This is a genomic window from Fischerella major NIES-592 (assembly GCF_001904645.1).
In the GTDB taxonomy this organism is placed as follows: Bacteria; Cyanobacteriota; Cyanobacteriia; order Cyanobacteriales; family Nostocaceae; genus Fischerella; species Fischerella thermalis.
In genome coordinates this window covers 44,475-67,533 of the sequence record NZ_MRCA01000007.1, presented here as the reverse complement: position 1 = coordinate 67,533, position 23,059 = coordinate 44,475, and the positions used below count along the sequence as shown (strand labels likewise).

14 protein-coding genes, 1 other RNA gene and 1 pseudogene are annotated in these 23,059 nt (G+C 40.1%); 6 read left to right on the top strand and 10 right to left on the bottom strand.

Annotated features, from left to right (window positions below; translation table 11 throughout):
* Nucleotides 1-35: 35 nt before the first annotated feature.
* The 7 genes from NIES592_RS14360 to NIES592_RS14330 form a co-directional block, all read right to left on the bottom strand.
* On the bottom strand, nt 36-1,307 hold the full coding sequence (locus NIES592_RS14360) for a M16 family metallopeptidase (RefSeq protein ID WP_073556183.1): 1,272 nt from the start codon (nt 1,305-1,307) through the stop codon (nt 36-38).
* Between the two features lie 72 nt (nt 1,308-1,379).
* Entirely contained in the window at nt 1,380-2,624 is a 1,245-nt protein-coding gene (locus NIES592_RS14355; protein WP_073556182.1) for a M16 family metallopeptidase, read from the bottom strand.
* A gap of 407 nt (nt 2,625-3,031) precedes the next feature.
* A non-coding RNA gene (gene ssrS, locus NIES592_RS14350) (6S RNA) lies at nt 3,032-3,216 on the bottom strand.
* Between the two features lie 60 nt (nt 3,217-3,276).
* Nucleotides 3,277-4,488 carry a 5-(carboxyamino)imidazole ribonucleotide synthase gene (locus NIES592_RS14345; RefSeq protein WP_073556098.1) on the bottom strand — a complete coding sequence of 404 codons (1,212 nt, stop codon included), beginning with the start codon at nt 4,486-4,488 and terminating at the stop codon, nt 3,277-3,279.
* Nucleotides 4,489-4,623: 135 nt separating this feature from the next.
* Nucleotides 4,624-5,790: a pyridoxal phosphate-dependent aminotransferase gene (locus NIES592_RS14340; protein ID WP_073556097.1), complete on the bottom strand. Its 1,167-nt coding sequence runs from the start codon at nt 5,788-5,790 to the stop codon at nt 4,624-4,626.
* A gap of 173 nt (nt 5,791-5,963) precedes the next feature.
* A complete protein-coding gene (locus tag NIES592_RS14335) occupies nt 5,964-7,046 on the bottom strand; it encodes a class I fructose-bisphosphate aldolase (RefSeq protein WP_073556096.1) in 1,083 nt (360 codons plus the stop codon).
* A gap of 328 nt (nt 7,047-7,374) precedes the next feature.
* Nucleotides 7,375-8,697, bottom strand: coding sequence for a dihydroorotase (locus NIES592_RS14330; protein WP_073556095.1), 1,323 nt, complete (start codon nt 8,695-8,697; stop codon nt 7,375-7,377).
* 440 nt (nt 8,698-9,137) lie between these two features.
* Between NIES592_RS14330 and lepB the strand changes: the two genes are divergently transcribed.
* From lepB to NIES592_RS14300, 6 genes and pseudogenes are all read left to right on the top strand, one after another.
* Entirely contained in the window at nt 9,138-9,782 is a 645-nt protein-coding gene (lepB, locus tag NIES592_RS14325; protein ID WP_062247512.1) for a signal peptidase I, read from the top strand.
* An 816-nt stretch (nt 9,783-10,598) separates the two neighbouring features.
* Entirely contained in the window at nt 10,599-12,434 is a 1,836-nt protein-coding gene (locus tag NIES592_RS14320) for a two-component system response regulator (RefSeq protein WP_073556094.1), read from the top strand.
* 27 nt (nt 12,435-12,461) lie between these two features.
* Nucleotides 12,462-12,842 (top strand): annotated as a pseudogene (locus tag NIES592_RS14315) (response regulator); the annotation flags it as partial.
* A 151-nt stretch (nt 12,843-12,993) separates the two neighbouring features.
* The gene (locus NIES592_RS14310) at nt 12,994-14,313 is read left to right on the top strand and encodes a hybrid sensor histidine kinase/response regulator (RefSeq protein ID WP_073556181.1); all 1,320 of its coding nucleotides are present in this window, start codon (nt 12,994-12,996) and stop codon (nt 14,311-14,313) included.
* A gap of 45 nt (nt 14,314-14,358) precedes the next feature.
* A complete protein-coding gene (gene ldpA, locus NIES592_RS14305) occupies nt 14,359-15,504 on the top strand; it encodes a circadian clock protein LdpA (RefSeq protein WP_073556093.1) in 1,146 nt (381 codons plus the stop codon).
* 69 nt (nt 15,505-15,573) lie between these two features.
* On the top strand, nt 15,574-17,307 hold the full coding sequence (locus tag NIES592_RS14300; RefSeq protein ID WP_062247501.1) for a R3H domain-containing nucleic acid-binding protein: 1,734 nt from the start codon (nt 15,574-15,576) through the stop codon (nt 17,305-17,307).
* Nucleotides 17,308-17,540: 233 nt separating this feature from the next.
* On the opposite strand, the gene NIES592_RS14295 is transcribed toward NIES592_RS14300, so the two are convergent.
* From NIES592_RS14295 to NIES592_RS14285, 3 genes are all read right to left on the bottom strand, one after another.
* Entirely contained in the window at nt 17,541-17,912 is a 372-nt protein-coding gene (locus NIES592_RS14295) for a cyclic nucleotide-binding domain-containing protein (RefSeq protein ID WP_009457029.1), read from the bottom strand.
* A gap of 203 nt (nt 17,913-18,115) precedes the next feature.
* Nucleotides 18,116-19,600: a DHA2 family efflux MFS transporter permease subunit gene (locus NIES592_RS14290; protein WP_256678142.1), complete on the bottom strand. Its 1,485-nt coding sequence runs from the start codon at nt 19,598-19,600 to the stop codon at nt 18,116-18,118.
* A gap of 140 nt (nt 19,601-19,740) precedes the next feature.
* Nucleotides 19,741-22,701 (bottom strand): methyl-accepting chemotaxis protein, encoded by a 2,961-nt coding sequence (locus NIES592_RS14285; RefSeq protein ID WP_073556091.1) that lies wholly within the window; start codon nt 22,699-22,701, stop codon nt 19,741-19,743.
* Nucleotides 22,702-23,059 lie beyond the last annotated feature (358 nt).

The following is a 23,059-nucleotide window of genomic DNA, read 5'->3' as shown; positions in this document are numbered from 1 at the left end:
AAGAGAAAAAATATTGATATGATTGATATGTGCTACTAAATAACTGCATTTTTAACTGCTGCTTCTTGACCAACCAAAGATACGTAAGGTTTCTGTAAATACCGAGAAGCTACTGTCATTGCATCCTCAGCGTTAACATTGGTAATCAGTTCCTGGAATTTTTGATCAAATTCAATTCCCAGTCCCAAAATTTCATACCAGCCATATATTTGGGCTAGTTGTCCATTAGTTTGCTTGCCTAAAGCGTATTGTCCTAAAATTTTATTTTTTGCTGCTTGTAGTGCTACTTCTGTAAGTGGACTGGTATAAAGTAGGTCTACTTCTGCTTGCAATCCAGACAGGGCAATTTGAGTATTTTCAGGAGCCGTTCCCATATACACTACAAATGTGGCTGGAAAAAGCCGTGTGGGGTAGAAGGCGGAGACTTCATAAGCTAAGCCCCGCTTTTCTCGCAGTTCCACAAATAACCGACTGGAAAGTCCATTGCCCAAGTATGTAGATAATAACTTCAAAGCGGCGTAGTCAGGGGAATTGACTGCTGTAGCCATGTAACCCAGCATGACGATTGATTGTTGTGTCTGTTGGGGTATAATTACGCATTCCGGCTGGACGGTGAGATTTGGTAAATTCAGTGTGGGCAATGGCTTAGCAGGTGGTTGCCAATCACCAAATACTTTTTCTACTACTGCAACAGCATCATCTAAAGTGAGACGACCGGCAATACTAATCACCAGATTATCTGGACGAAAATAAGTTTGGTGAAACTGGACTAAATCCGCACGGGTGATGCGACTCATGGTCGATTCATTCCCCAATGCTGACATAGCATAGGGATGATCTTGGTACATCACTTGGCGTAGTTGATCAAAAGCGACAGTGAAGGGATGTTCTTTTTGAGAACGAATATCTTGCAGGGCGATGCGTCGTTCTAGTTCGACTTCTGCTTCTGGAAAAGTAGGCGATCGCAATATCTTTGCTGCTAGTGTCAAAATATCAACAAAATCTGCCGTGACTGTTTTCAAAGACAGCTGAAAATAATCAGCAGCTGTATCTGTACTTAAATTAGCCCCTATAGACTCCACTTGTTCAGCGATTTGCAAGCTGGAAAGTCCCTCACATCCTTTTGTTAATACCGCAGACAGCAAATGTGCCAATCCTGCTTGTTCCCGGTTTTCGTAACAACTACCAGCACGAATAAAAATCCGCGCTGCAATGATATCTGCTGTGGGATTTTCTGTCAGGAGTAATACTATGCCATTATCTAAGACGGTACGGTGAATGTGGGATTTTTTGAGGGAAGTGGTCATTTCTGGATGGTTCGTTGTTGGTGGTTGGTGGTTGGTGGTTGGTAGTTGTTCCAAAAAACTAACAACTAACACCTAACAAGGTTTTAATACAGTAACTGCGTAATGATTGGGTGAAAGATACTCTTGTGCTAATTTTTGCAGCTGTTGGGCATCATAAGACTGGATTTTTTCTGGATATATCATCGCTAATTCTACTTTGGCAATGGTGTTGTAATATCCATACAGTCCTGCTAGTTGATTGGGCGTTTCTGTGGAGAAGGCAAAATCATTACATAACAGGCGTTGACAGCGAGTTAGTTCCTGGGGGGAAATACCATTAGTTAGTAAATCCTCTAGGTGTAGACGAATTAAGGACTCGACACGTTCCAGATTTTCTGGTTCTAACCAAGCAGTAATCGTAAATAAACTTGCATCTTTTTGCAGGGAGAAATTACTGCATATACCCTGCACTAATTGTTGTTCTTCCCGCAAGTCCCGGACTAAGCGTGATGTCCGCCCTTCTGCTAGTAAAACTGAGAGTAAATCCAATCCGTAAGCGCTGCGGAGTTGTTCGACTCCTGGTCCAGTCCACGCCATCAACAATCGCGCTTGTTCTAAGCGGGGTAACTCTAATTGTTGACGGCGAATTCCGGCGATGATTGGTCTTGCTACTTCCTCTGTGGGTGGACACTCACAACAGCGATCGCCAAAACTGTTAAACTTACAACTAACTAATTCTAGAGCTACTTCCTGGCTGATTCCGCCAACGATTACCACCGTGATATTTTCGGGTTGGTAATAAGTGCGGTGAAAGCAGCGCATATCCTCTGGTGAGTGCTGCATCAGTTCTCGTTCTGTACCCAGCACCGAACGTCCGTAGGGATGGTGCTGATAAATACTCTGGAGTAGTGCTTGAAATCCTATCCAATCAGGATCATCTTGGCAAGAGCGAATCTCTTCTAACACCACATCTCGTTCGCGGTTAAATTCATCTTCGGGAATCGCCGCATTCTGCAATAGTTCTGCTAAGTAAGGAAGAGTCTCTTCAATAAAAGCAACAGCTGTAGTAATAGAGTAATGGGCATAATCATAACTAGTAGCCGCGTTAACTACCCCACCCCTGTTTTCAATTTTTTGGTCAAATACTCCTGGTGGCAGGTTTGCGGTTCCTTTAAATATCATGTGTTCTAAAAAGTGAGCCATGCCAAACCAAGGGCTTGGTTCAAGTCTAGTACCTGCACGTACCCAAACATCCGCCACAACCACAGGAGTGTCGGGAATTTCTTGATGGATAAAGGTTAAACCATTATCTAGTGTAAGGACCGAGGTTGGAAACACGGTAATTATGGGTTTTTGTAACAATATTTTGAGAGATTTAATCACAATTTATCGCAATCTTGCAATCCTAACTCTTGTGTGAACACAAATTAGAATCAATTGATACATATTTTTGGAAAGGCAGCTATGTTGGAGGCAGAGGGCAGGAGAAAAACCCCTAAAATAAAGCGTTGGTGAATTTGGTGATGAATTATGTTTGCATACATTTTTGTAGACGTAGTTTGTAGACCTAGCAATGCTACCTACGTCTTTACTTCTCATACATTTTCTATCTTGTTGTTCACGAATAATTTAGGAATGCTATATTATTAGTTGCTGTGATTTTGAAAAGTTAAAATTCTTGGTCTTTTTACCTTCTGAAATAATTAAAGCTCCTTAGTCTAATTAGACTTAAGGAGCCTTGATTTTTGTTCACCGCAACGCCGTTTTACCTAAGTTTTTGACCTGGAGAAAACCAGGTGGGTACCATGTTTTCCGTTTAAAGTTTCCGGGTACAAGCCCGGTCTACTGCCACGAAAAATGCTCGGTTCCCTTACTTTTACAAGTCATAGATCACAAAACTTGTTGGCAGTCACCAACGTCGCAGTGCTATGAATTGATTATAGCTTTTAAAAATGATTTTGTGTATGCCTAATGAGATTTTTTTGCCGATTTAATTGGCGTACCAAATATTTTCTATATTGCGGGCGATCGCCATTGCTTCATCTGGATTTTGATCATTTAACAAAACGGTGACATGACCTAATTTTCGCCCTGGACGAGATTCTGTTTTGCCGTACCAATGGACGTAACTTCGGGGAATTTGTTTTATTTTTTGGCGTTTAGTAATATAGTCGTCTGTTGATATTTCGTAGCCCAACAAATTTATCATAATAGCACATGGGCAAGTTAAATTAGGATTGCCCAAAGGTAAACCAGAAACAGCCCTTAAGTGCTGCTCAAATTGGGAAGTTTCACAGGCATCAAGGGAAAAATGTCCAGAATTGTGAGTGCGAGGTGCTATCTCGTTTACTAGCACTTTGTCATCAGCACTAAGAAATAATTCAATCCCAAAAACTCCCACTGTTTTGAGGCTATTAAGGAGTGTATGGGAAATATTCTCAATTTCTTTTTGGATATGTGATGGAATCTTCGCTGGTGCAATCACTCGCCGACATACTTGTTCTTCTTGTTGGGTTTCTACAATTGGGTAAATTACTACTTTACCATCCACAGAACGGGCTGCAATTACTGCTAGTTCTCGCTCAAAAGGGATAAATTCTTCTAATAAAAAAGCTAGATTATTGGCAGATTCTAATTTTTGCTGAAGAGTTTGGATATCTTGAATAACAAAAGTACCCTGACCATCATAACCGTGACGACGGGTTTTTAAAACTATCGGAAACTTTAATTTACTTTGAAGTGAATAATTATGAAGATTTTCGCTTTCTATTCCTAACTCTTGACTTTCAATAGTTAACTGTTTATTTTCTGTTGGTGAGTCTTGTCTCCAGATCCCTTTAATATCGAAAAAATGGGGAACTGGTAAACCTAAATCGCGTAAATAACAGCGTTGATGATATTTATCTAGAACTGGAACTAATGCTTGTAGGGGTGGACGAAAACAAACACCTTGCTCTGCTAAAATCGATAAAGCTTCGATATCAACAAATTCATTTTCAAAAGTAATGATATCGCATTTAGTAGCTAAAACTTTTGTAGCTGCGGCATCGTTGACTGGAGCGAAAATAGTCTCATGAGCGATCGCTACAGCAGGATCATAAGGGCTGGGGGTTTGTACCACCAATTCTATGCCTAATTTTTTTGCTGCACTGCCCATCATCCAGGCGAGTTGTCCGCCACCGATTACACCAATACGCACCATCTTACCCCAAACAATTACGAAGGTTGACGCCCCTGTCTTAGCATCATAGCGCGATAATCAGTTATCAGTTATCAGTAAAGATAAGATCCCCGACTTCTCTAAGAAGTCGGGGATCTGTGTGTTGTTTCTCACTCACTAAATCCGCGACTTGACAAACTTCTCTAACCTATCCATCCCCTTTTCAATTGTTGCCATATCTGTAGCATAGGATAGGCGAATGTTGTCATCTGCACCAAAAGCTATCCCAGGAATGGCTGCTACTTGTTCCTCTTCTAGTAAAGCGTCACAAAATTGCAGAGATTTCAGTCCGGTTTTGCTGATATCAGGAAACAGATAAAATGCACCGTCTGGTTTAGGACAAGTCAAACCAGGGATAGCGTTGAGTCGCTCTAGCATTACCTGACGGCGTTTAGCAAAAGCTTGGCGCATTTGTTCTACACAGTCTTGCGAACTTTCCAAAGCTGCGATCGCACCATACTGAGCAAAGGTGCATACATTTGAAGTACTATGGCTTTGGATAGTACTTGTGGCTTTGATTACATCTATTGGCCCTGCCAAATAACCGATACGCCATCCCGTCATCGAGTAACCCTTGGCAAAACCATTACTGACAATCGTGCGGGCAAATATTTCTTCTCCCAGGGAACCAATACAGAGGTGAGTTGCACCATCGTAGAGAATTTTTTCGTAAATCTCGTCGGAGACAACAAAGATATCTGCTTCAACTACTACTTCCGCCAAGGCTTTGATTTCCTCCGGCGTGTACACCATACCCGTAGGATTAGATGGCGAGTTGAGGATAAATAACTTGGTCTTGGGTGTGAGAGATTTTCGTAATTGCTCTGGCCTAATTTTATATCCTGTTGTTGCATCTGTAGGGACAATTACGGAAATACCACCCGCCAAAGTCACCATTTCCGGGTAGCTTAACCAGTAGGGAGCAGGGATAATCACCTCATCACCTGGTTCGATCGCTGCTAGCATTAAATTGAACAAAGAATGCTTACCGCCATTAGTGACGATGACATTTTCTGCTTTATAAGCAAGACCATTATCATTTTGCAGCTTGCGGGCGATCGCTTCTCTTAATTTTGGCTCTCCAGCAGCAGGTCCATACTTAGTTTTACCTTCATCCAACGCTTTTTGAGCAGCAGCTTTAATATGTGCTGGGGTGTCAAAATCCGGTTCACCAGCGCTAAAACTACAAACATCTATACCTTCGCCCTTCATTGCTTTTGCTTTCGCTGCGATCGCTAAAGTTATAGAAGGCGTTACTTGACTTACTCTTCCTGCCAGCTTCATCGTCACTCAGCCAATTCTCACCTCTTCCAGAATATCCCAGAAGTAGGGAATCAGGGAAAGGGGACAAGTAAGACAAGGGGGACAATATAGAGAGCATTGTTACTCCTGACACTCCACCCTTACGGGAAGCCGCTGTTGCGTCTACACACTCCCCACACTCTCCCCGATCCCGCTCAAGCAATTGTCACTGCATCAGATAAATAAACATCTTGGATGGCGTGGAATAATTGCACACCTTCCTCGAAAGGACGTTGGAATGTTTTGCGTCCAGAAATTAAGCCTGTACCGCCAGCGCGTTTGTTAATGACTGCGGTGCGAACTGCTTCTGCAAAGTCATTTTTACCTGATGCACCACCAGAATTAATTAAACCTGCACGCCCGCAGTAACAATTCAGGACTTGGTAACGAGTTAAATCTATAGGGTGGTCTGTGGTCAAGTCTGTGTAAACTCGTTTGTCGGTTTTACCGTAACTCTTACCTGTTGCTTGAGCTACTGCTGCATAACCATTGTTATTTTCTGGTAGCTTTTGTTTAATGATGTCAGCTTCAATCGTGACACCTAAATGATTCGCTTGTCCTGTCAGGTCAGCAGCCAGGTGATAGTCTTGGTCTTGCTTAAAAGCACTATTACGTAGGTAGCACCACAGAATTGTCACCATTCCCAATTCATGGGCACGTTTAAAAGCAAGGCTGACTTCCTGAATTTGTCTGGTAGAGTTTTCTGAGCCAAAATAAATTGTCGCACCCACTGCTACAGCACCCAAATTCCAAGCTTGTTCGACAGAAGCGAACATAATCTGGTCAAATTGATTGGGATAAGTTAAGAGTTCGTTGTGGTTGAGTTTGACAATAAAAGGAATTTTGTGAGCATATTTGCGTGAAACTGCACCCAAAACTCCTAAAGTTGTAGCTACAGCATTACAACCAGCGGCGATCGCTAGTCTAATAATATTTTCTGGGTCAAAGTAAATCGGGTTGGGTGCAAACGATGCACCTGCTGAGTGTTCAATCCCTTGGTCTACTGGCAATATGGAAAGATAACCAGTATCAGCAAGTCTGCCGGTAGAGTACAATGTTTGCAGATTACGCAAGACTTGAGGATTGCGATCGCTATTTATCCATACTCGATCTACAAAGTCGGGGCCTGGTAAATGCAATAAATCTTTAGCAACTTTAGCTTTGTAAGTCAGTAAGTCTTCTGCTTCTTCGCCTAGTAAAGACTCAATGGAATAGGGCGTTGCTAGCGTTGTAGTCATAGCCTTTCCTGCAATAATTTATAAACTGTTGCGAGTATTTGGCAACACTAATACTAAGATGATGCTAACAAAGCTTTTTCTTGCTTGTCTGGCTTGTCCTCCTTATCCGCTCTCTTTGGTGTGTGTAGGTATTTGCAACAAGAGAAGCCGCGCTCACAGCATGACAAACTATATAAATAATTTTTTGTTTGTGAAAACTTTTGACAATGGACAATGGACTATTGACCATTGACCATTATATTCAGTCTACTTAAAGTAGACTTAGGTTATTAGCCCGCAGTTAACTTGCGGGCGAGTTAATTGTTTAGTCTAATAATATTTATCGAACTCACGTAAATGTTAAGGCTTGTCCGCGTACTTGTGTATGCAGTTTGCCTTTTTCATAAACAAGCTCACCACCGACAATGGTGTAAGCAGGCCATCCGGTGAGATTCCAACCTTCAAAAGGACTCCAACCACATTTACTTAAGATTTCTTCGCGCAAAACTGGGCGATAGGTTTGCAAATCTACAAGCACCAAATCAGCATCATAACCAGGTGCGATCGCTCCTTTGTTGGCAATACCGTAGGCTTTGGCAACAGCAGTAGACATCCAATTGACAACTTGGGTAACAGTACATCGCCCTTGGGCTGTAGCTGTTAACATTAAAGGTAAAGAAGTTTCTACCCCTGGCATTCCTGAGGGGCTATTGGGGTAAGGTTGCGCTTTTTCTTCTAAGGTGTGGGGTGCGTGATCGGTGGCAATAAAATCAATCACGCCATCGTGCAAAGCTTGCCAGAGTACTTCGTTATCGTGGGGCGATCGCAAAGGTGGATTCATCTGGGCTAATGTGCCAATTTTTTCATAGGCACTAGTATTCAGAAATAAATGTTGTGGTGTGACTTCTGCTGTCACCCAACTTGGTTTGTGTTGACGCAGTAACTCTGCTTCCTCAGCCGTAGACATATGTAGAATGTGCAGACGACGCTGGTATTTTTCTGACAATTTTAATACCTGCTGTGTTGCTAAGAGTGCCGCCTGATTATCTTGGATTTGAGAATGAACAGCAACATCATGAATACCAGCAAATTCTTGGCGTCTTTGGTTAATTCTGGCTTGATCTTCGGCGTGGACGGCAATTAAGCGTTTTCCTTTAGCAAATATCGCCTCCAAAACCTCTTGCTGATCTACAAGCAGCTGACCATGCATCGATCCCATAAAAATTTTGATCCCTGGAGTAGGATTTGCCAACAGCAAGTCCGGTAGGTTTTCTGCTGTTGCGCCAATAAAAAACCCATAGTTAACTAGGCATTTATTCTGGGCGCGTTGCAATTTATCATCAAGTGCTTGCTGGGTAGTTGTCAGGGGACGTGTATTTGGCATTTCCAAAAAAGAGGTGACTCCGCCTTTAGCACACGCACAAGTCGCAGTAAACAAATCCTCTTTGTGTTCCAGCCCCGGTTCACGAAAGTGTACCTGTGGATCAATGACTCCTGGCAACAAAGTTAACCCTTCTGCGTCAATTTCTCTAACTGATGTTTGATCTGTGGATATTTCTGGCGCAACTTCGACGATGAAGCGATCGCGCGTCAGCACATCCCCAATCATGAATTCTCCATCGGGTAAGATTATCCGAGCGCGCCGAATTAGTAAACTAGTGGAAGATGACATGGATGTTCAACCGTTAAAGCAAGAGCGATTTTTAACTAAGCTCCCTTTAGGAGCCGTGTGTAGGTGAGTAAGGGTGTAAGGAAAAAAATAAAATCATGAATAACACAAGTTATGTGGACTTCACCTATACCCTTACACCCCTATTCCCTTATACCCCTAATGAGCAAGTACTGTCCCTTTAGGTTAAACTGAATGAGGTTGTTAGCCGTTAATTTTTGTTACTGGTCACAAACAAGTTTATTTTTTAATCATGAATGAATAATTAATTCATTTATGAACTACCTAAACTCCTGAGTTTTTATCTCCAGCTTCCATTTCAAACTTATCAATAGGACAAAGTAACTCAAAAGACTTACTTAGTACGGTTAAGATCAACAGATATACCATCTTTAAACTGACAAAATAGAAATTGTTTTTTGGACCATTAGTCAATTAATTTCATGCAAAATCAAGTGACTGATAACAACAACTCGACTCAAAAACCTGACAGTTCCTGGATAGCAGAACTAGGTAGAACAATTGTATTAAGTATTGTATTGGCTTTGGGTATTCGTACCTTTGTAGCCGAAGCCCGTTGGATTCCATCCGGATCAATGGAACCAACGCTACATGGTTCACCTAATCAATGGGAAGCAGATAAAATTATTGTTGATAAGTTAAGTTATAAATTTTCTAATCCCCAAAGGGGAGATATTGTAGTATTTTCACCCACAAAAGAGCTACAAAAAGAAGACTACCAAGACGCTTTTATTAAGCGTATTATTGCTTTGCCAGGAGAACAAGTAGCACTCAAAAATGGCAAGGTATATATTAATAACCAGCCCCTCCCAGAAAACACGTATCTTTCTCCTTCGCAGCAGACAGTAGTCAATGTTTGTACTTCTGGGCCACAACCGCCTTTTCTTGCTAAATCGGTAACTATACCTCCCGATTCCTATTTAGTATTAGGTGACAACCGTAACAGCAGTTATGATAGTCGCTGCTGGGGTGTTGTTCCTAGAGAAAATATTATTGGTCGTGCCGTAATTCGTTTTTGGCCCCTAAATAATATTGGTGGTATCGATAAATCACCATTGTATCCGTAGGTAGGGAGTGTGGGGAGTGGTAGATCATTAACTAACTACTAACCACTAACCACCAACCACTAACCACCAACTACTAACTACTAACCAACCGAAGTTTATAAAAATTTTCAGAAAGTATTTGTCGCAAAGCGACAACAAACATTACCCAGTTGGGTGGTTTCATCCCATTTTAATCACTTTTATAGATTAAGTGTAAATACGCGATTATGATCTTCTTCTGTAGACAACAATTTAAAACTTGGTGATGAAGTAGAAATTTTGGAAAAATAAAATTTTGGTAATTGGTAATTAGTAAAAAACAGCAATCAGTAATTGCCAATCACCAAAATCTATCTGTGTGCATCGGTGTGCATCGGTGTTTGTTCACTTCTTATATCTTGCACCAACTTTTCAGCCCGCCAAGAAATAAATTTCAAAAGCTCATAACTAAAGTCAGATAAATCTGACTCAAACAATATTTGAGTCCGTTGAAACGGACTAATGCTATTAGCCAGATAATTTATTCTCAGGCGGAACATAGGGCTAATTGAGAATCATGCAAGATATATCTTTTTAAAGATGAATATTAAAAAAGTGAATGATTTTACCTTTTTTCTGTAAAGTATGTTCAAAAGACTAATACTTCTAATCTAAGTAAACTGAAGTCTTATAAATAAGCTTTATTGAGAGGTAAGATAAGAATCAACAATAATCAGTGCATTCAAGTGATTTCCAGCACTAACTCACTCATGATGAAAAGATATGCTAAATACACCTATGCGTTTACAGTGTAGTTAAATCACAAGATAAAGTTTGCGATCGCAGACCAAGTGCAGGATGAATTACGAACGGTTACAATCAGATAAAAAAGATATTCTCATCATAGATGACACGCCAGATAACTTGCGGATTTTATCCTGGCTCCTCACTAAAAAAGGATACAGCGTTCGTAAGACTTTAAACTGGCAAATGGCACTTACTGCTTGCCAAACTTTATCACCGGATTTGATTTTACTGGACATCATGATACCAGAAGTTGATGGTTATGAAATCTGTCGGCGTTTGAAAGCTTGTCAGCAAACAGCTGATATTCCTGTAATTTTTATCAGCGCCTTAGATGATGTTTTTGATAAGGTAAAAGCTTTTCAGATAGGTGGGGTTGACTATATCACAAAACCCTTTGAATTTGAAGAAGTTTTAGTGCGTATAGAAAACCAACTGGCGTTGAGAACAGCGCGGTTAGAAATATTAAAACTCAACGCCGAATTAGAAAACAGGGTACAAGAACGCACTTGGGAACTCAAAAAGACTCTGCATAAACTCCAACAAGAAATGAATCAACGCCAGCAGTTACAGAATAAATTGTTGGAAATAGTACTACACGATTCTCTGACTGGAATACCAAACCGAGTTTTATTTCTCAAGCGATTGGAACAAGCTCTCAATCGCGCCAAGCGAGAATCTAATTATCGTTTTGCTGTGTTGTTTTTAGATTGCGATCGCTTCAAAATTGTGAATGATTCTCTTGGTCATTTAGTCGGAGATGAATTACTAATTGCAATCACTAGTCGTTTACAAGAATCTCTCAGCCCATTTGATACTTTAGCTAGATTTGGCGGCGATGAATTTGCTATTCTTCTGGAAAAGATTACCGATATTAATATAGCAATTGAAGTAGCTGAAAGTATACTCAAAAAATTATCATTACCATTTAAATTGTCTATGTACGAAGTCTTTATTAACGCGAGTATTGGTATTAATTGGGGAAATCATAACTATGAAAAACCAGAATATGTGCTACGAGATGCCGATACAGCAATGTATCGTGCTAAAGCTCTAGGAAAAGGTAGATACCATGTTTTTTATCCTGCTATGCATCAGGAAGTCATCCAAATTTTAGAATTAGAAAATGACCTGAGAAGGGCTTTAGAGCGCCAAGAATTTGTCGTTCATTATCAACCAATTATTTGCTTACATACAGGTAAACTTGCTGGATTTGAAGCTTTGATCCGCTGGCAACATCCTATAAAAGGATTAGTTTATCCTACTGCGTTTATCCCAGTAGCAGAAGAAATAGGCTTAATTAATGTTATTAATTTTTGGGTACTAGAATCAGCTTGTCAGACTTTGCGAATCTTGCAAAATCATCCTCATTTCACAAATAATCTCAATATTAGCGTCAATCTTTCACCACGTTTATTTACCTTAACAAATTTCATTGCTATTTTTGATAAAATTATTGATATAACTAAAATCAATCCTACTAATCTAGAACTAGAAATTACAGAAAGTTCGCTAATGGATACAAGTGATAATATTAAAACAAATCTTGATAAATTACAAGAACGTAAAATTAAATTAGTTATGGATGACTTTGGTACAGGCTATTCCTCTTTAAGTTATCTACATAAATTTCCTTTAAATGCTCTAAAAATTGATAAATCTTTTGTTCAACTTATTCAGGAAAATCAAGAAAATTTGGGTTTAGTACCAGCAATTATTGGCATTGCTCATTCAATGGAAATGAAAGTAACAGCTGAAGGTATTGAAACCCAATATCAATTATCTCAATTGAAAAAATTAAAGTGTGATTTCGCTCAAGGGCATTTATTTTCTACTGCTCTAGACTTAGAATCCGTTCTGAATTTAATTGCTGCTGCACCTCAATGGTAAATACCAAACCACCTTGAAAAAATCATCATGAGTCAAGAGTCAGTATCTGCCACTAAAGGCAACATTCTCATCATTGACGACCAGCTGGATAATCTGCGCGTGTTATCTACTATTCTTATGGATGAGGGTTATCAGGTTCGTAAAGCTTTAAATGGACAAATGGGTTTAATTGCCTGTCAAACATTAGCACCTGATTTAATTTTACTGGATATTAACATGCCAGATATAAACGGTTACGAGGTTTGTCAACGCTTAAAAGCTAACTGGCAAACCTGTAGTATTCCTATAATTTTTCTCAGTGTCTTAGATGAGGTTAGCGATAAAGTTAAAGGTATTAAAATGGACGGTGCGGACTACATTACTAAGCCATTCCAACTTGAAGAAGTAGTAGTGCGCGTACAAAATCAATATAAATAATTGTTTTTGTGATCAAAATATATTTTTTAAACTAAATGTATAAGTAGTCCTCGTTAACTGCGTACACTAAAACGTAGGAAACATATTCTCTACATTGCACTTAACCTTACTTTGTGCCTGTTTAATTATTCATATTCCCAAAATGCATTTGATTCCACAAAGAGATTACAAAGCAAATATCTTAGTAGTTGACGATACTCCTGATAACTTGCGTCTTTTGTCAGCAATGCTGACTTCACAAGGCTATGAAGTGCGTAAAGCCTTGAGCGGCAAAATGGCACTTACTGCTTGTCAAATGGTTTTACCAGATGTGATTTTATTAGATATTAACATGCCAGAAATGAATGGCTATGAAGTTTGCAGACAGTTAAAAGCTAATGAGAAAACTCGCCCAATTCCAGTTATTTTTATTAGTGCTCTCGATGATGTTCTAGACAAAGCTCAAGCTTTTGATGTTGGTGGTGTAGATTATATCACTAAACCTTTTCATGGAGTAGAAGTTGTCTTGCGAATAGAAAATCAACTCAATTTATGTTTACTACAAAATAAGTTACAAGAAAAAAATACTCTACTGCAAAAAGCTCTTGATGATTTGAAAGCTTCTCAAGTGCAAATGATTCAACAAGAAAAAATGGCAGCTTTAGGACAGTTGGTAGCAGGGATTGCTCATGAAGTTAATAACCCTATCAGTTTTATCTATGGTAATCTCCAATATGCTAGTCAATATGTATCGGATTTGGTAAATCTCATTGAAGTCTATCAGCAGGAATATCCAAATCCCACTCCAAGAATTCAAGAAATAGTCAAGCAAATAGACTTAAATTTTTTGATCAATGATCAACAAAATCTCATGGGTGCAATGTTTAGAGGAGCAGAACGCATCCGTTTTATAGTTGAAGCTCTACAAAACTTCTCTCGACTCGATGAAGCGCAAATGAAGCGAGTCGATGTTCATCAAGGTATAGATAGTACTTTGGTGATGTTGCAACACCGACTCAAACAAACAACAGATCGCCCTGCAATTGAAGTAGTAAAAGAGTATGGTAATTTACCCCTAGTGACTTGTTACGTCAGTGAACTCAACCAAGTTTTTATGCATCTGTTGAATAATGCGATCGATGCTTTAGAAGAGCATTATGAGCAACAAAATAGCAATTACCGATTACCGATTACCAATTACCAATTACCTAGCATTCACATTCGCACAATGTTAACAACCCCAGATACTGTAAAGATTTGTATTGCTGACAATGGTCCTGGTGTGTGTGAATCCGTGCTTTCGCGAATATTTGACCCATTTTTCACTACCAAGCCACCAGGCAAAGGTAGTGGACTAGGATTGGCGATTAGTTACCAAATTATCGTGCAAAAGCATCAAGGAAAACTCACTTGTGCTTCATCACTAGGAAAAGGAGCGGAATTTATGATCGAAATTCCTCTCAAACAAACCCAATTAAATTAGGCAAATGCCTACAACATTTTTCTGTCACATAGCATAATAGATAATGTGACTGATCACCTCAACCCTTTACAATCCCTCAAAGAAGGTCACTGGTTCAAGCTCATTTGCGGAGCCAGCTTTCAACACCTGCCTGCGGTCAGAAGTTTAACATTGGCCTACACACTGGCCGGTGCTGACTGTATAGATGTGGCTGCCGATCCAGCTGTAATTGCCGCAGTTAGAGAGGCCCTACAGGTTGCAGCTGAACTTGCCCAGGATGCACAAGCACGAGGCTTTGGCAAAAAAGGTAAGTTGCCGCTTTTGATGGTTAGCCTCAACGATGGCGAAGATCCGCATTTTCGCAAAGCAAAAATCAATTATACAGAGTGTCCTCCAAATTGCCACAGACCATGTGAAAAAATTTGTCCAGCACAGGCAATAAAGTTTAGCAATAAACCAGAGCTGTTTTCGGGAGTTATATCCGAAAAGTGCTACGGTTGTGGTCGTTGCATTCCTATATGTCCATATGAAAAAATTTATACAAATTCTTACGTGATCAAACCGGAAGCGATCGCACCATTAATTTTATCAACTGGGGTAGATGCCATAGAAATTCATACACAAATAGGACGTTTGACAGAATTTCAGCGATTATGGCAAACAATTTCACCCTGGGTTGAACAATTGCAGTTAGTAGCGATTAGTTGTCCAGATGGAGAGGGTATGATTGATTACCTACATGCCCTGTATGATGCGATCGCGACCCATAAAATTACCTTGATTTGGCAAACCGATGGACGGCCGATGAGTGGTGATATTGGTGATGGCACCACCACAGCCGCAGTCAAATTAGGGCAAAAAGTCTTGGCAGCAAATCTACCGGGATACGTGCAGTTAGCAGGCGGCACTAATAACTATACCGTTGCCAAGTTAAAGGCGATGGGACTCCTACGAGGAAGAGATGGAGAAGTAGAGGGAGTAGGGGGAGAAAATACTCCTCATACTCCCCACACTCCCCCATCAATTTCCGGAGTCGCCTACGGTAGTTACGCCCGTGTATTGCTGTCACCAATTCTAGAAGAGTTAGAAATCAGGGAGGTGAATGACACCAGTGTCAAAACAACTGTCCGCCTAGAAGATGAACCAGAATTGCTCTGGCAAGCTGTTGGACTTGCCCATTCTCTTGTTTCCCAGCTCAAGTCACAGCAGTAAGGGTACGGGGTAAACTCTCGTGTCCATACAAGCACATTCGCTATCTCTAAAAACGTCACCATAATAAGCATGACGATTACAGACGATCTCCAAAAATTGTTATATATTTTGCCCCAAGACCTGCGGCAAATATTAGAGAAGCATCCCCAACGAGATAGTTTAGTGGAAGTGGTTTTAGATCTGGGGCGTCGCCCAGAGGCCCGCTTCCCTGATCAAGCCGAGTATCTGAGTGAAATACCCGTCACTCAGAACGTCATTGATGATTGCATCCAGCGAGTGGGGAACTTTGGCGGAGATAATCGAGCAGGAATAGAGCAAACTTTGCACAGAATCAGTGCCATCCGTAATCGCAACGGTAAGATTATTGGCTTAACTTGCCGTGTCGGTCGAGCAGTGTTTGGAACCATCGGCATGATTCGCGATTTAGTGGAAACAGGTAAATCGATTCTGATGCTGGGACGGCCGGGTGTGGGTAAAACCACTGCCTTACGGGAAATTGCTCGTGTTTTGGCGGATGAGTTGAACAAACGCGTGGTGATTATTGATACCTCTAATGAAATCGCTGGTGATGGTGATGTTCCCCATCCAGCAATTGGTAAAGCCAGGCGGATGCAAGTTGCTCATCCGGAATTACAACATCAAGTGATGATTGAGGCTGTGGAAAACCATATGCCTGAAGTCATTGTCATTGATGAAATTGGCACTGCACTGGAAGCCTTAGCCGCTCGCACCATTGCCGAGCGGGGTGTACAGTTAGTAGGTACTGCCCACGGAAACCAAATTGAAAACTTAATCAAAAACCCCACCCTTTCGGATTTGGTTGGTGGTATCCAAGCTGTGACATTAGGAGATGATGAAGCAAGACGTAGAGGTAGCCAAAAAACTGTATTGGAACGCAAAGCGCCTCCCACTTTCGAGATTGCCGTAGAAATGCTGGAACGGCAACGTTGGGTAGTCCATGAAAGTGTGTCTGATACAGTAGATAGTCTACTCAGAGGGCATCAACCTAGTCCCCAGGTGAGAACCGTTGATGAAAGTGGCAAAGTCAAGATTACACGTCAGTTAACACCTTTGAACGGTCGTTCCCAAACTCTCGCCAAAGAAGAATCATTTTTACCGGCACGACAGTCAAACGGCTGGCGATCATCTGGGCAAATGCAACCATTACCACCACTTACCACAGAACCACCAAAACTGAGTAGACAAAACGAATTTGATCGGTTACTGGATGAATCTTTTAATTACTTTGGTGACTTTGATGAAGCTGATAGCAAACTAGCAGGGCCCAATGGTGAAGATTTGCCACTACACATTTATCCCTATGGTGTTAGCCGTGGTCAATTAGAACAAGTAGTAGAGGTGTTGAATCTACCGGTGGTCTTGACAAAAGATATTGATAGTGCTGATGCGATTTTGGCACTGCGATCGCACGTCAAAAACCACGCGAAATTGCGGCAAATGGCCAAAGCCCGGCAAGTCCCAATCCACATGATTAAATCTAGTACTATACCGCAAATTACCCGTGGCTTGCGGCGATTACTCAACATCGATGATCCAGAGGTAACTGATGATCGCGAACTGCAATTATTTCTCCACAGCGCCAGTGATGACGAAATTGACGCCCTAGAAGAAGCTAGATTAGCGGTTGAAAATATCGTTATTCCCAAAGGACAACCGGTGGAATTATTGCCCCGTTCTCCCCAAGTGCGGAAAATGCAGCATGAGTTGGTAGAACACTACCGCTTAAAGTCCCATAGCTTTGGAGAAGAACCAAATCGGCGTCTGCGGATTTACCCTGCGTAAGTTCTAAGAGGTTGCGAGGGGACAGATCCCTGACTTTTTAAAAAGTCGGGGGTCTTGAATTTTGAGGGTTAAAAAAACCAACCACAAAGACGCGAAGAGAAAGTTTACCCGATATAACTAGTAAAACAACCTGGACAAATCGGTTAAACTTCTTTCTTTGCGTTCTTTGTGTCCTTTGCGGTTCGTTACTTTTACCAGTTATCAGCTGATAACTGATTGCTCGAAAACATGTGTTAAATAGAACGCTTTAAAGTACGCAAACGCTCTGAGTAACTTCGCATCACAAGTAGTGCAAACATAGGTGTTTCTTGCACAGCGAACAGGAAACCCCTTCGGTCTAAGATAGCTAATTCGCTGTCGGTTTTCGCAATTGCTGTCGATGCTCTGGTTTGTTCTGGTACAACCAATGCTCCCATACCAAATACATCTCCCGCGTGAATAGTTTCCACCACTTTGCCATCGACATATAACTCTACTTCTCCAGATAAAATGCCATACATGCAATCCCCGACTTCACCATCTGTAAAGATAGTTTGACCACTGGAAAATTTTTTGATTGTTGGCTGTTTTTGAAAGATTTTTACGGTTTCTGCTGGTTCAAGCATGATAATAGATTTTCACTACATTACATTTCAAAGTACTACAGTAGATGATATTTTTGTTGTCCTTCCTGGCGTAAAGTATGAGAAAGCACTTTTGTTTGATTTTGTATAAATTTTTATTAAGCCTTCAGCATAGCTGCCTTTCTTCATCAAACCTTATAAACCAGCTTTAGACTGAACATACTCTTCTAACTCAAAGAGCTTTATTAAGAAATTAATGCTTCGGGATTTTTATTAGATGAATTGTGTGTTGTTTGAAACAAGAGATTAACAACAAGCATAATTCCTAGGAAGGTTGCCAAAATCAAAAAAGTCCTGTGCATAGCAAAGACTAATGGTGGAAGTGGCATAGATGCAAGTGGTGTGGTACGAGGTAAGTTAATATTACTGAGAGCTAATGTGATAAATAAAGCAGATCCAAAGAGAATTCCTAGAGTTTGACCCAGCAGAGATGATTCGTTTAACAATCCCGAAACTACACCAATTTTGTTTTGAGGACTAATACGCATGGTTGCTACATTGTTGGGCGATCGCCACATCGCTATACCTGCACCCATGACTATATCTGTGAGTACGTAACCTAAGGGTGTTAATTGGGTATTAAAGGTGCTAGCCAGCATACAGCCAAATGCTAACAAAATCAGACCAATCGGAATCAAACGACCACTACCAAATTTATCGACTAAACGCCTTGATATAGGTGTAATTATGGCGTTACTGATTGGCAAGGTGATCATTAACATTCCCACCTGATCAGTTGGATACTGTAAAACTAGTTCTAAGAAAAATGGGTAGATCAGCAACCGAGATGCCATGACTATGTAAACCACAACCATAGTCAACAGCTTGATACTAAGAATGTGATTACGAAACAAAGACAAGTCAATGATTGGTTGTCTGATCCGAGATTGAAGCAAAACAAAAACAATTAAACCGATGATGGTGGTAATCAGTAAAATGAGGGCGATCGCACTATTAAAGCCTTGTTTTGGCCCTTCACTCATCGCTAAGGCAAAATTAAGCATCACCAACGCCAGCAGAATTGTTCCTAATGTATCAAAGTTTTCTTGAGGACTACGGCTATTTTGGGAAGGCGGAACACACCAAGCGAATAACAAAATGGCTATTATCCCTATGGGAAGATGAATTAGGAAAATCGCTCGCCAATCACCAAGCGTAACCAGTAAACCACCGATTGCTGGGCTTAAAACAGAGGTAACAGAAAGCGTCATCACTGCAAGATTAAGGGCTAAGCCATATTGTGGGCTATGAGCGAACAAGTCAGTGATAATTGCCATCCCCAATCCCATAATTAGCACAGCACCGCATCCTTGCAAAACTCGAAAGCCAATCAGCCAAATAATTCCTGGTGCTAATCCACACAGTAATGAACTGATAGTACACAGGATTAACCCAGTTTGGAATAACTTTCGCCTGCCAAGCATATTACCCAAACGAGCAGCGCTGAAAATCACAGTAGTAACAACAATTAGATAACTGATAATCACCCATTGAGAGACAGCCAGGTGAGTATCGAAAGCTTTTGTAATCGTAGGTAGGGCAATATTGACCGTGGAACTATCCAGCGTAAACATTATCAAGCCCAATGCTATACTCAATAAAGCTAGCCAGATTTGAGACGGCGATCGCTCAGAATTAGAAAAATTTTGGGGTACTGGTTCGCTGTTCAATGATATTGCCACCAATTAGATTGAAAATTCTCCTATTTCCATTGTCTCTCGGATCATTTGAGGCAGATGAAGATGTAGCCACTTTGTGTCTACCGAAACAGTAGAACGGCAAGAACTTCCTATTGCCTATTTTCAACAATTTAATTCACTTTCAAAGTACCTACTGTTTCCTGTAATTGTTGGGAAATTCTCGCCGTTTTTTGTAGAGACTCAGAAACTCGCACAGATGATTCACTAGTTGATTTGGAAGTAGTAGCAACTTGTTTCATCAATTCGCTGACTGTTTGCGATGTCTGGACTCCATAGACTGTGGCGGTGGAAATTGACTGCACTAAAGCATCTATTTGTCGTGAAACATCTAGGATTTGATTCAGACTATGTTTGGCATCTTCAACTACCTGTGTTCCCTTGACAACGTGAGTCACTCCCTCTTGCATCGCTTCCACTACTTCGTTGGTTTCCTGTTGAATATTTTCAACAATTTCTGCTACTTCTTTGGTTGCTTGTGCTGAACGCGCAGCTAGTTCGCTAACTTCTTCGGCTACCACAAGAAAACCTTGACTTTCTTCACCCATACGTGCTGCTTCAATACCTGCATTGATAGCTAACAAGTTGGTTTGCATGGAAATATCGTTAATTAATGCCACTACACGCGAAATCTCTTGGGTAGATTGCCCCAAACGTTTAACTTTCTTGGCTGTTTTGCCCACGATTTCCCGCAAATTCAAGATGTTTTCTACTGTTGTATCCATCGCTTCTCCAGTTTTGGTGGCGGTGTTCGCGGCGGTGTTAACAACTTGTGCAGCTTGCTGGGCGCTAGACGCAACTGCTTGCATCGCCACAGTCATTTGAGCAACTGCATCTACAATGCGGCTAATTTCGGTAGTTTGTGTCAGTGCTTGTTGTGTAAGATGGCGGATTGTTGTTTCGTTGCTACCAATCACTTCATCTAATTGCATGATTGACACTTTTACTTTGATGATAATATCCCGTAGACTTTCAACAATGGAGTTGAAAAAGTCGGCAACTGTACCTATTTCGCCTTCATTCACATCAACACGTACCGTCAAGTCACCTCGAACTACACCTTCAACATCTTCAAGTAATTCTAATAGTTGCTTTTGTAGGGCTTGTTTGTGTTGCTGTTCTTCCCAAGAAGATATTTGTGCAGTTTGATGACTTTGTTCGATTTGTTGAATTAGTTCTGCCTGTTCTAGAGCATAACCAATTTGAATGCCAACTTGTTTAAATAAATTAATTTCTCTATCTTGCCAATGGCGTTCATGGGAACACTGATGAGTCACCAAAAGACCATATAGTTTTCTATTAATAAAAACAGGTGTGAGTAGATATGCTTTGACTGCTTGGGATTCCAGTTGTTGGAGGTATGATTGACTTAAATTATTTTCGTAGATATTATGGACTGTTTTCACAGAACCTATTTCTAACTCATCAGAATACTCTTCTCCAAAATAGGGAATAGAAATATTTTCTTCTAAAACTGTTGACCAAGACTCAGCAACTGATTCAGCAATGATATTACCTTGCCAATGTCCATTTAAATGATAAAAAAGTACGCGATCGCTTTGTAGGGCATCTCGTAGCTCTGATACTGCGGTGTTGAGGACTGTTTGACTACTAAGTACCTCTCGAATATGAGTTGTGATTTGCTGGAGTTGCTGTGTAAATTTTGTATCGTTTTCTTGACTATGCAACTCTTGTATGATTATGTCTGCCATTTGATTGAAACTGACAGCTAGTTGACCAATTTCATCATCAGCGAAAACTTGAGCGCGGATATGGCGATCGCCTGCGGTAAATTTTTGAGCGGTTTGCTGCAAATCGTAAATTGGTTTGCTGATTGAACGTTTCAAAATTAATGCCCAAATACCAATTAAAACGAAAGTTACAAAAACTAAAACCGTTTGTAGTAACCAACTTTGTGTTAATAAGTTATTGAGAGATGTCTCAGGAATTCCCCGTACTAAAATAGCTAGTGGCTGTGTGTGATCACCAGCTTTAGTTCTATTACCTTCTCCCAGAATTGTATTAGGCAAAGCCTTAGCTGCCATAATGTAGGTTTTGTTATCCAAAACCACATGTTTAGTTACTATTGTTCCTGGATTAACCGCAGCTGCTTCAGATAATAAAGATTTACTTTCTAGAGGTAATTCTATTTGGGGTTTGATTTGATGCAAATTATTGGATTCTTCTTGTAGTTGGGAACTTACAAGGGTAAATTCTCCATTGGATTTATGTAGATAAATTCCATGATAACCTGCTGGCAATGCTTGTAGAGTTTCTTTAGCGATCGCATCTTGTTTGTTCATGATATCACCAATCACTAAAGCGCCGATAACTACTTTTGTTTTGGGGTCTTTTATAGGCGTTATCAAATAGCGAATTAAAGCATCTTTTTTCCCAAATTTATTTGATATAAGTGGAGATTCTCGACTTATTTCTGATCCACTAACTATTCTAGTAGCTTTAATTGCTTGAGAAGTTTTTAAAGCCTCTTTCACTAAGTTGCTGGGGTTAAAAGTTTCCCCTTGACGATTAGCATTCGCATTGGCAATAATTTTTAAGTCTTTTCCAACTAAAGTGGCATACTCTACATTGAGAGTCTGAGTTTTATTTTTCAAAATTGGTTTAATTACTGTTTGCCATTTCTGATCTAAACCTTCACCAGAATTATACAGATTAAGTACTGTGATTATAGCTGCATTTTCTGATGGACTTCGTAAGCCAAAACTCATTTGATTAAATTTAGTATAATAATTAAATTCACTAACTAATAACTCTGATTTAGTTTGTTCAATTAGTTGAGTTCGTAAACTTTGATTGATAAATAATTTTGTACTTACAGCTATACCTAAAATAGAGACAAGTTCACAGCTAATTAAAGCAATTAAATGTTTACGATTAAGACTAAGTTTATAAAACCATTTAAATAAAGATTTATAATTTTGCAGAGAATTGGTAATATTAAACTTGCTTGATTTTGAAACTCTAGAACTGTCAATCATTAGCTGAGATGGAGATAGAGAAAATGATGAATCGGGATTTTTACTTTCGCTAGCAGTATTAAATGGATTAGTCATAAGTAATTTTTCTGGATTAATAACTCAAATCAATTAACTAGTAGGTAGACACAGTTATACATAAAACTCTAGATGGACTCCCTTGTTTGTTGACAGCATGACTGTCTATTCTGCTTTCTAGTTGAACTTGAGAGAATAATCCAGATAAAAGCTTTGTGTGTTTAGATACTAGTATTGCTGAGCTTTGAGTATAAGTTATATCATTTTTTAGATTTTAGGCAATAGACAAAAAGCCCATTAAATCCTCTGTTTACAGAAAATTTTGAGGTTATTACTGGTAGAAAAGCAGACACAATATTATAACAATATGTTGTAAATATTAATTAGAGCGGTAGTATACAAAAGACCTCTTGCACAA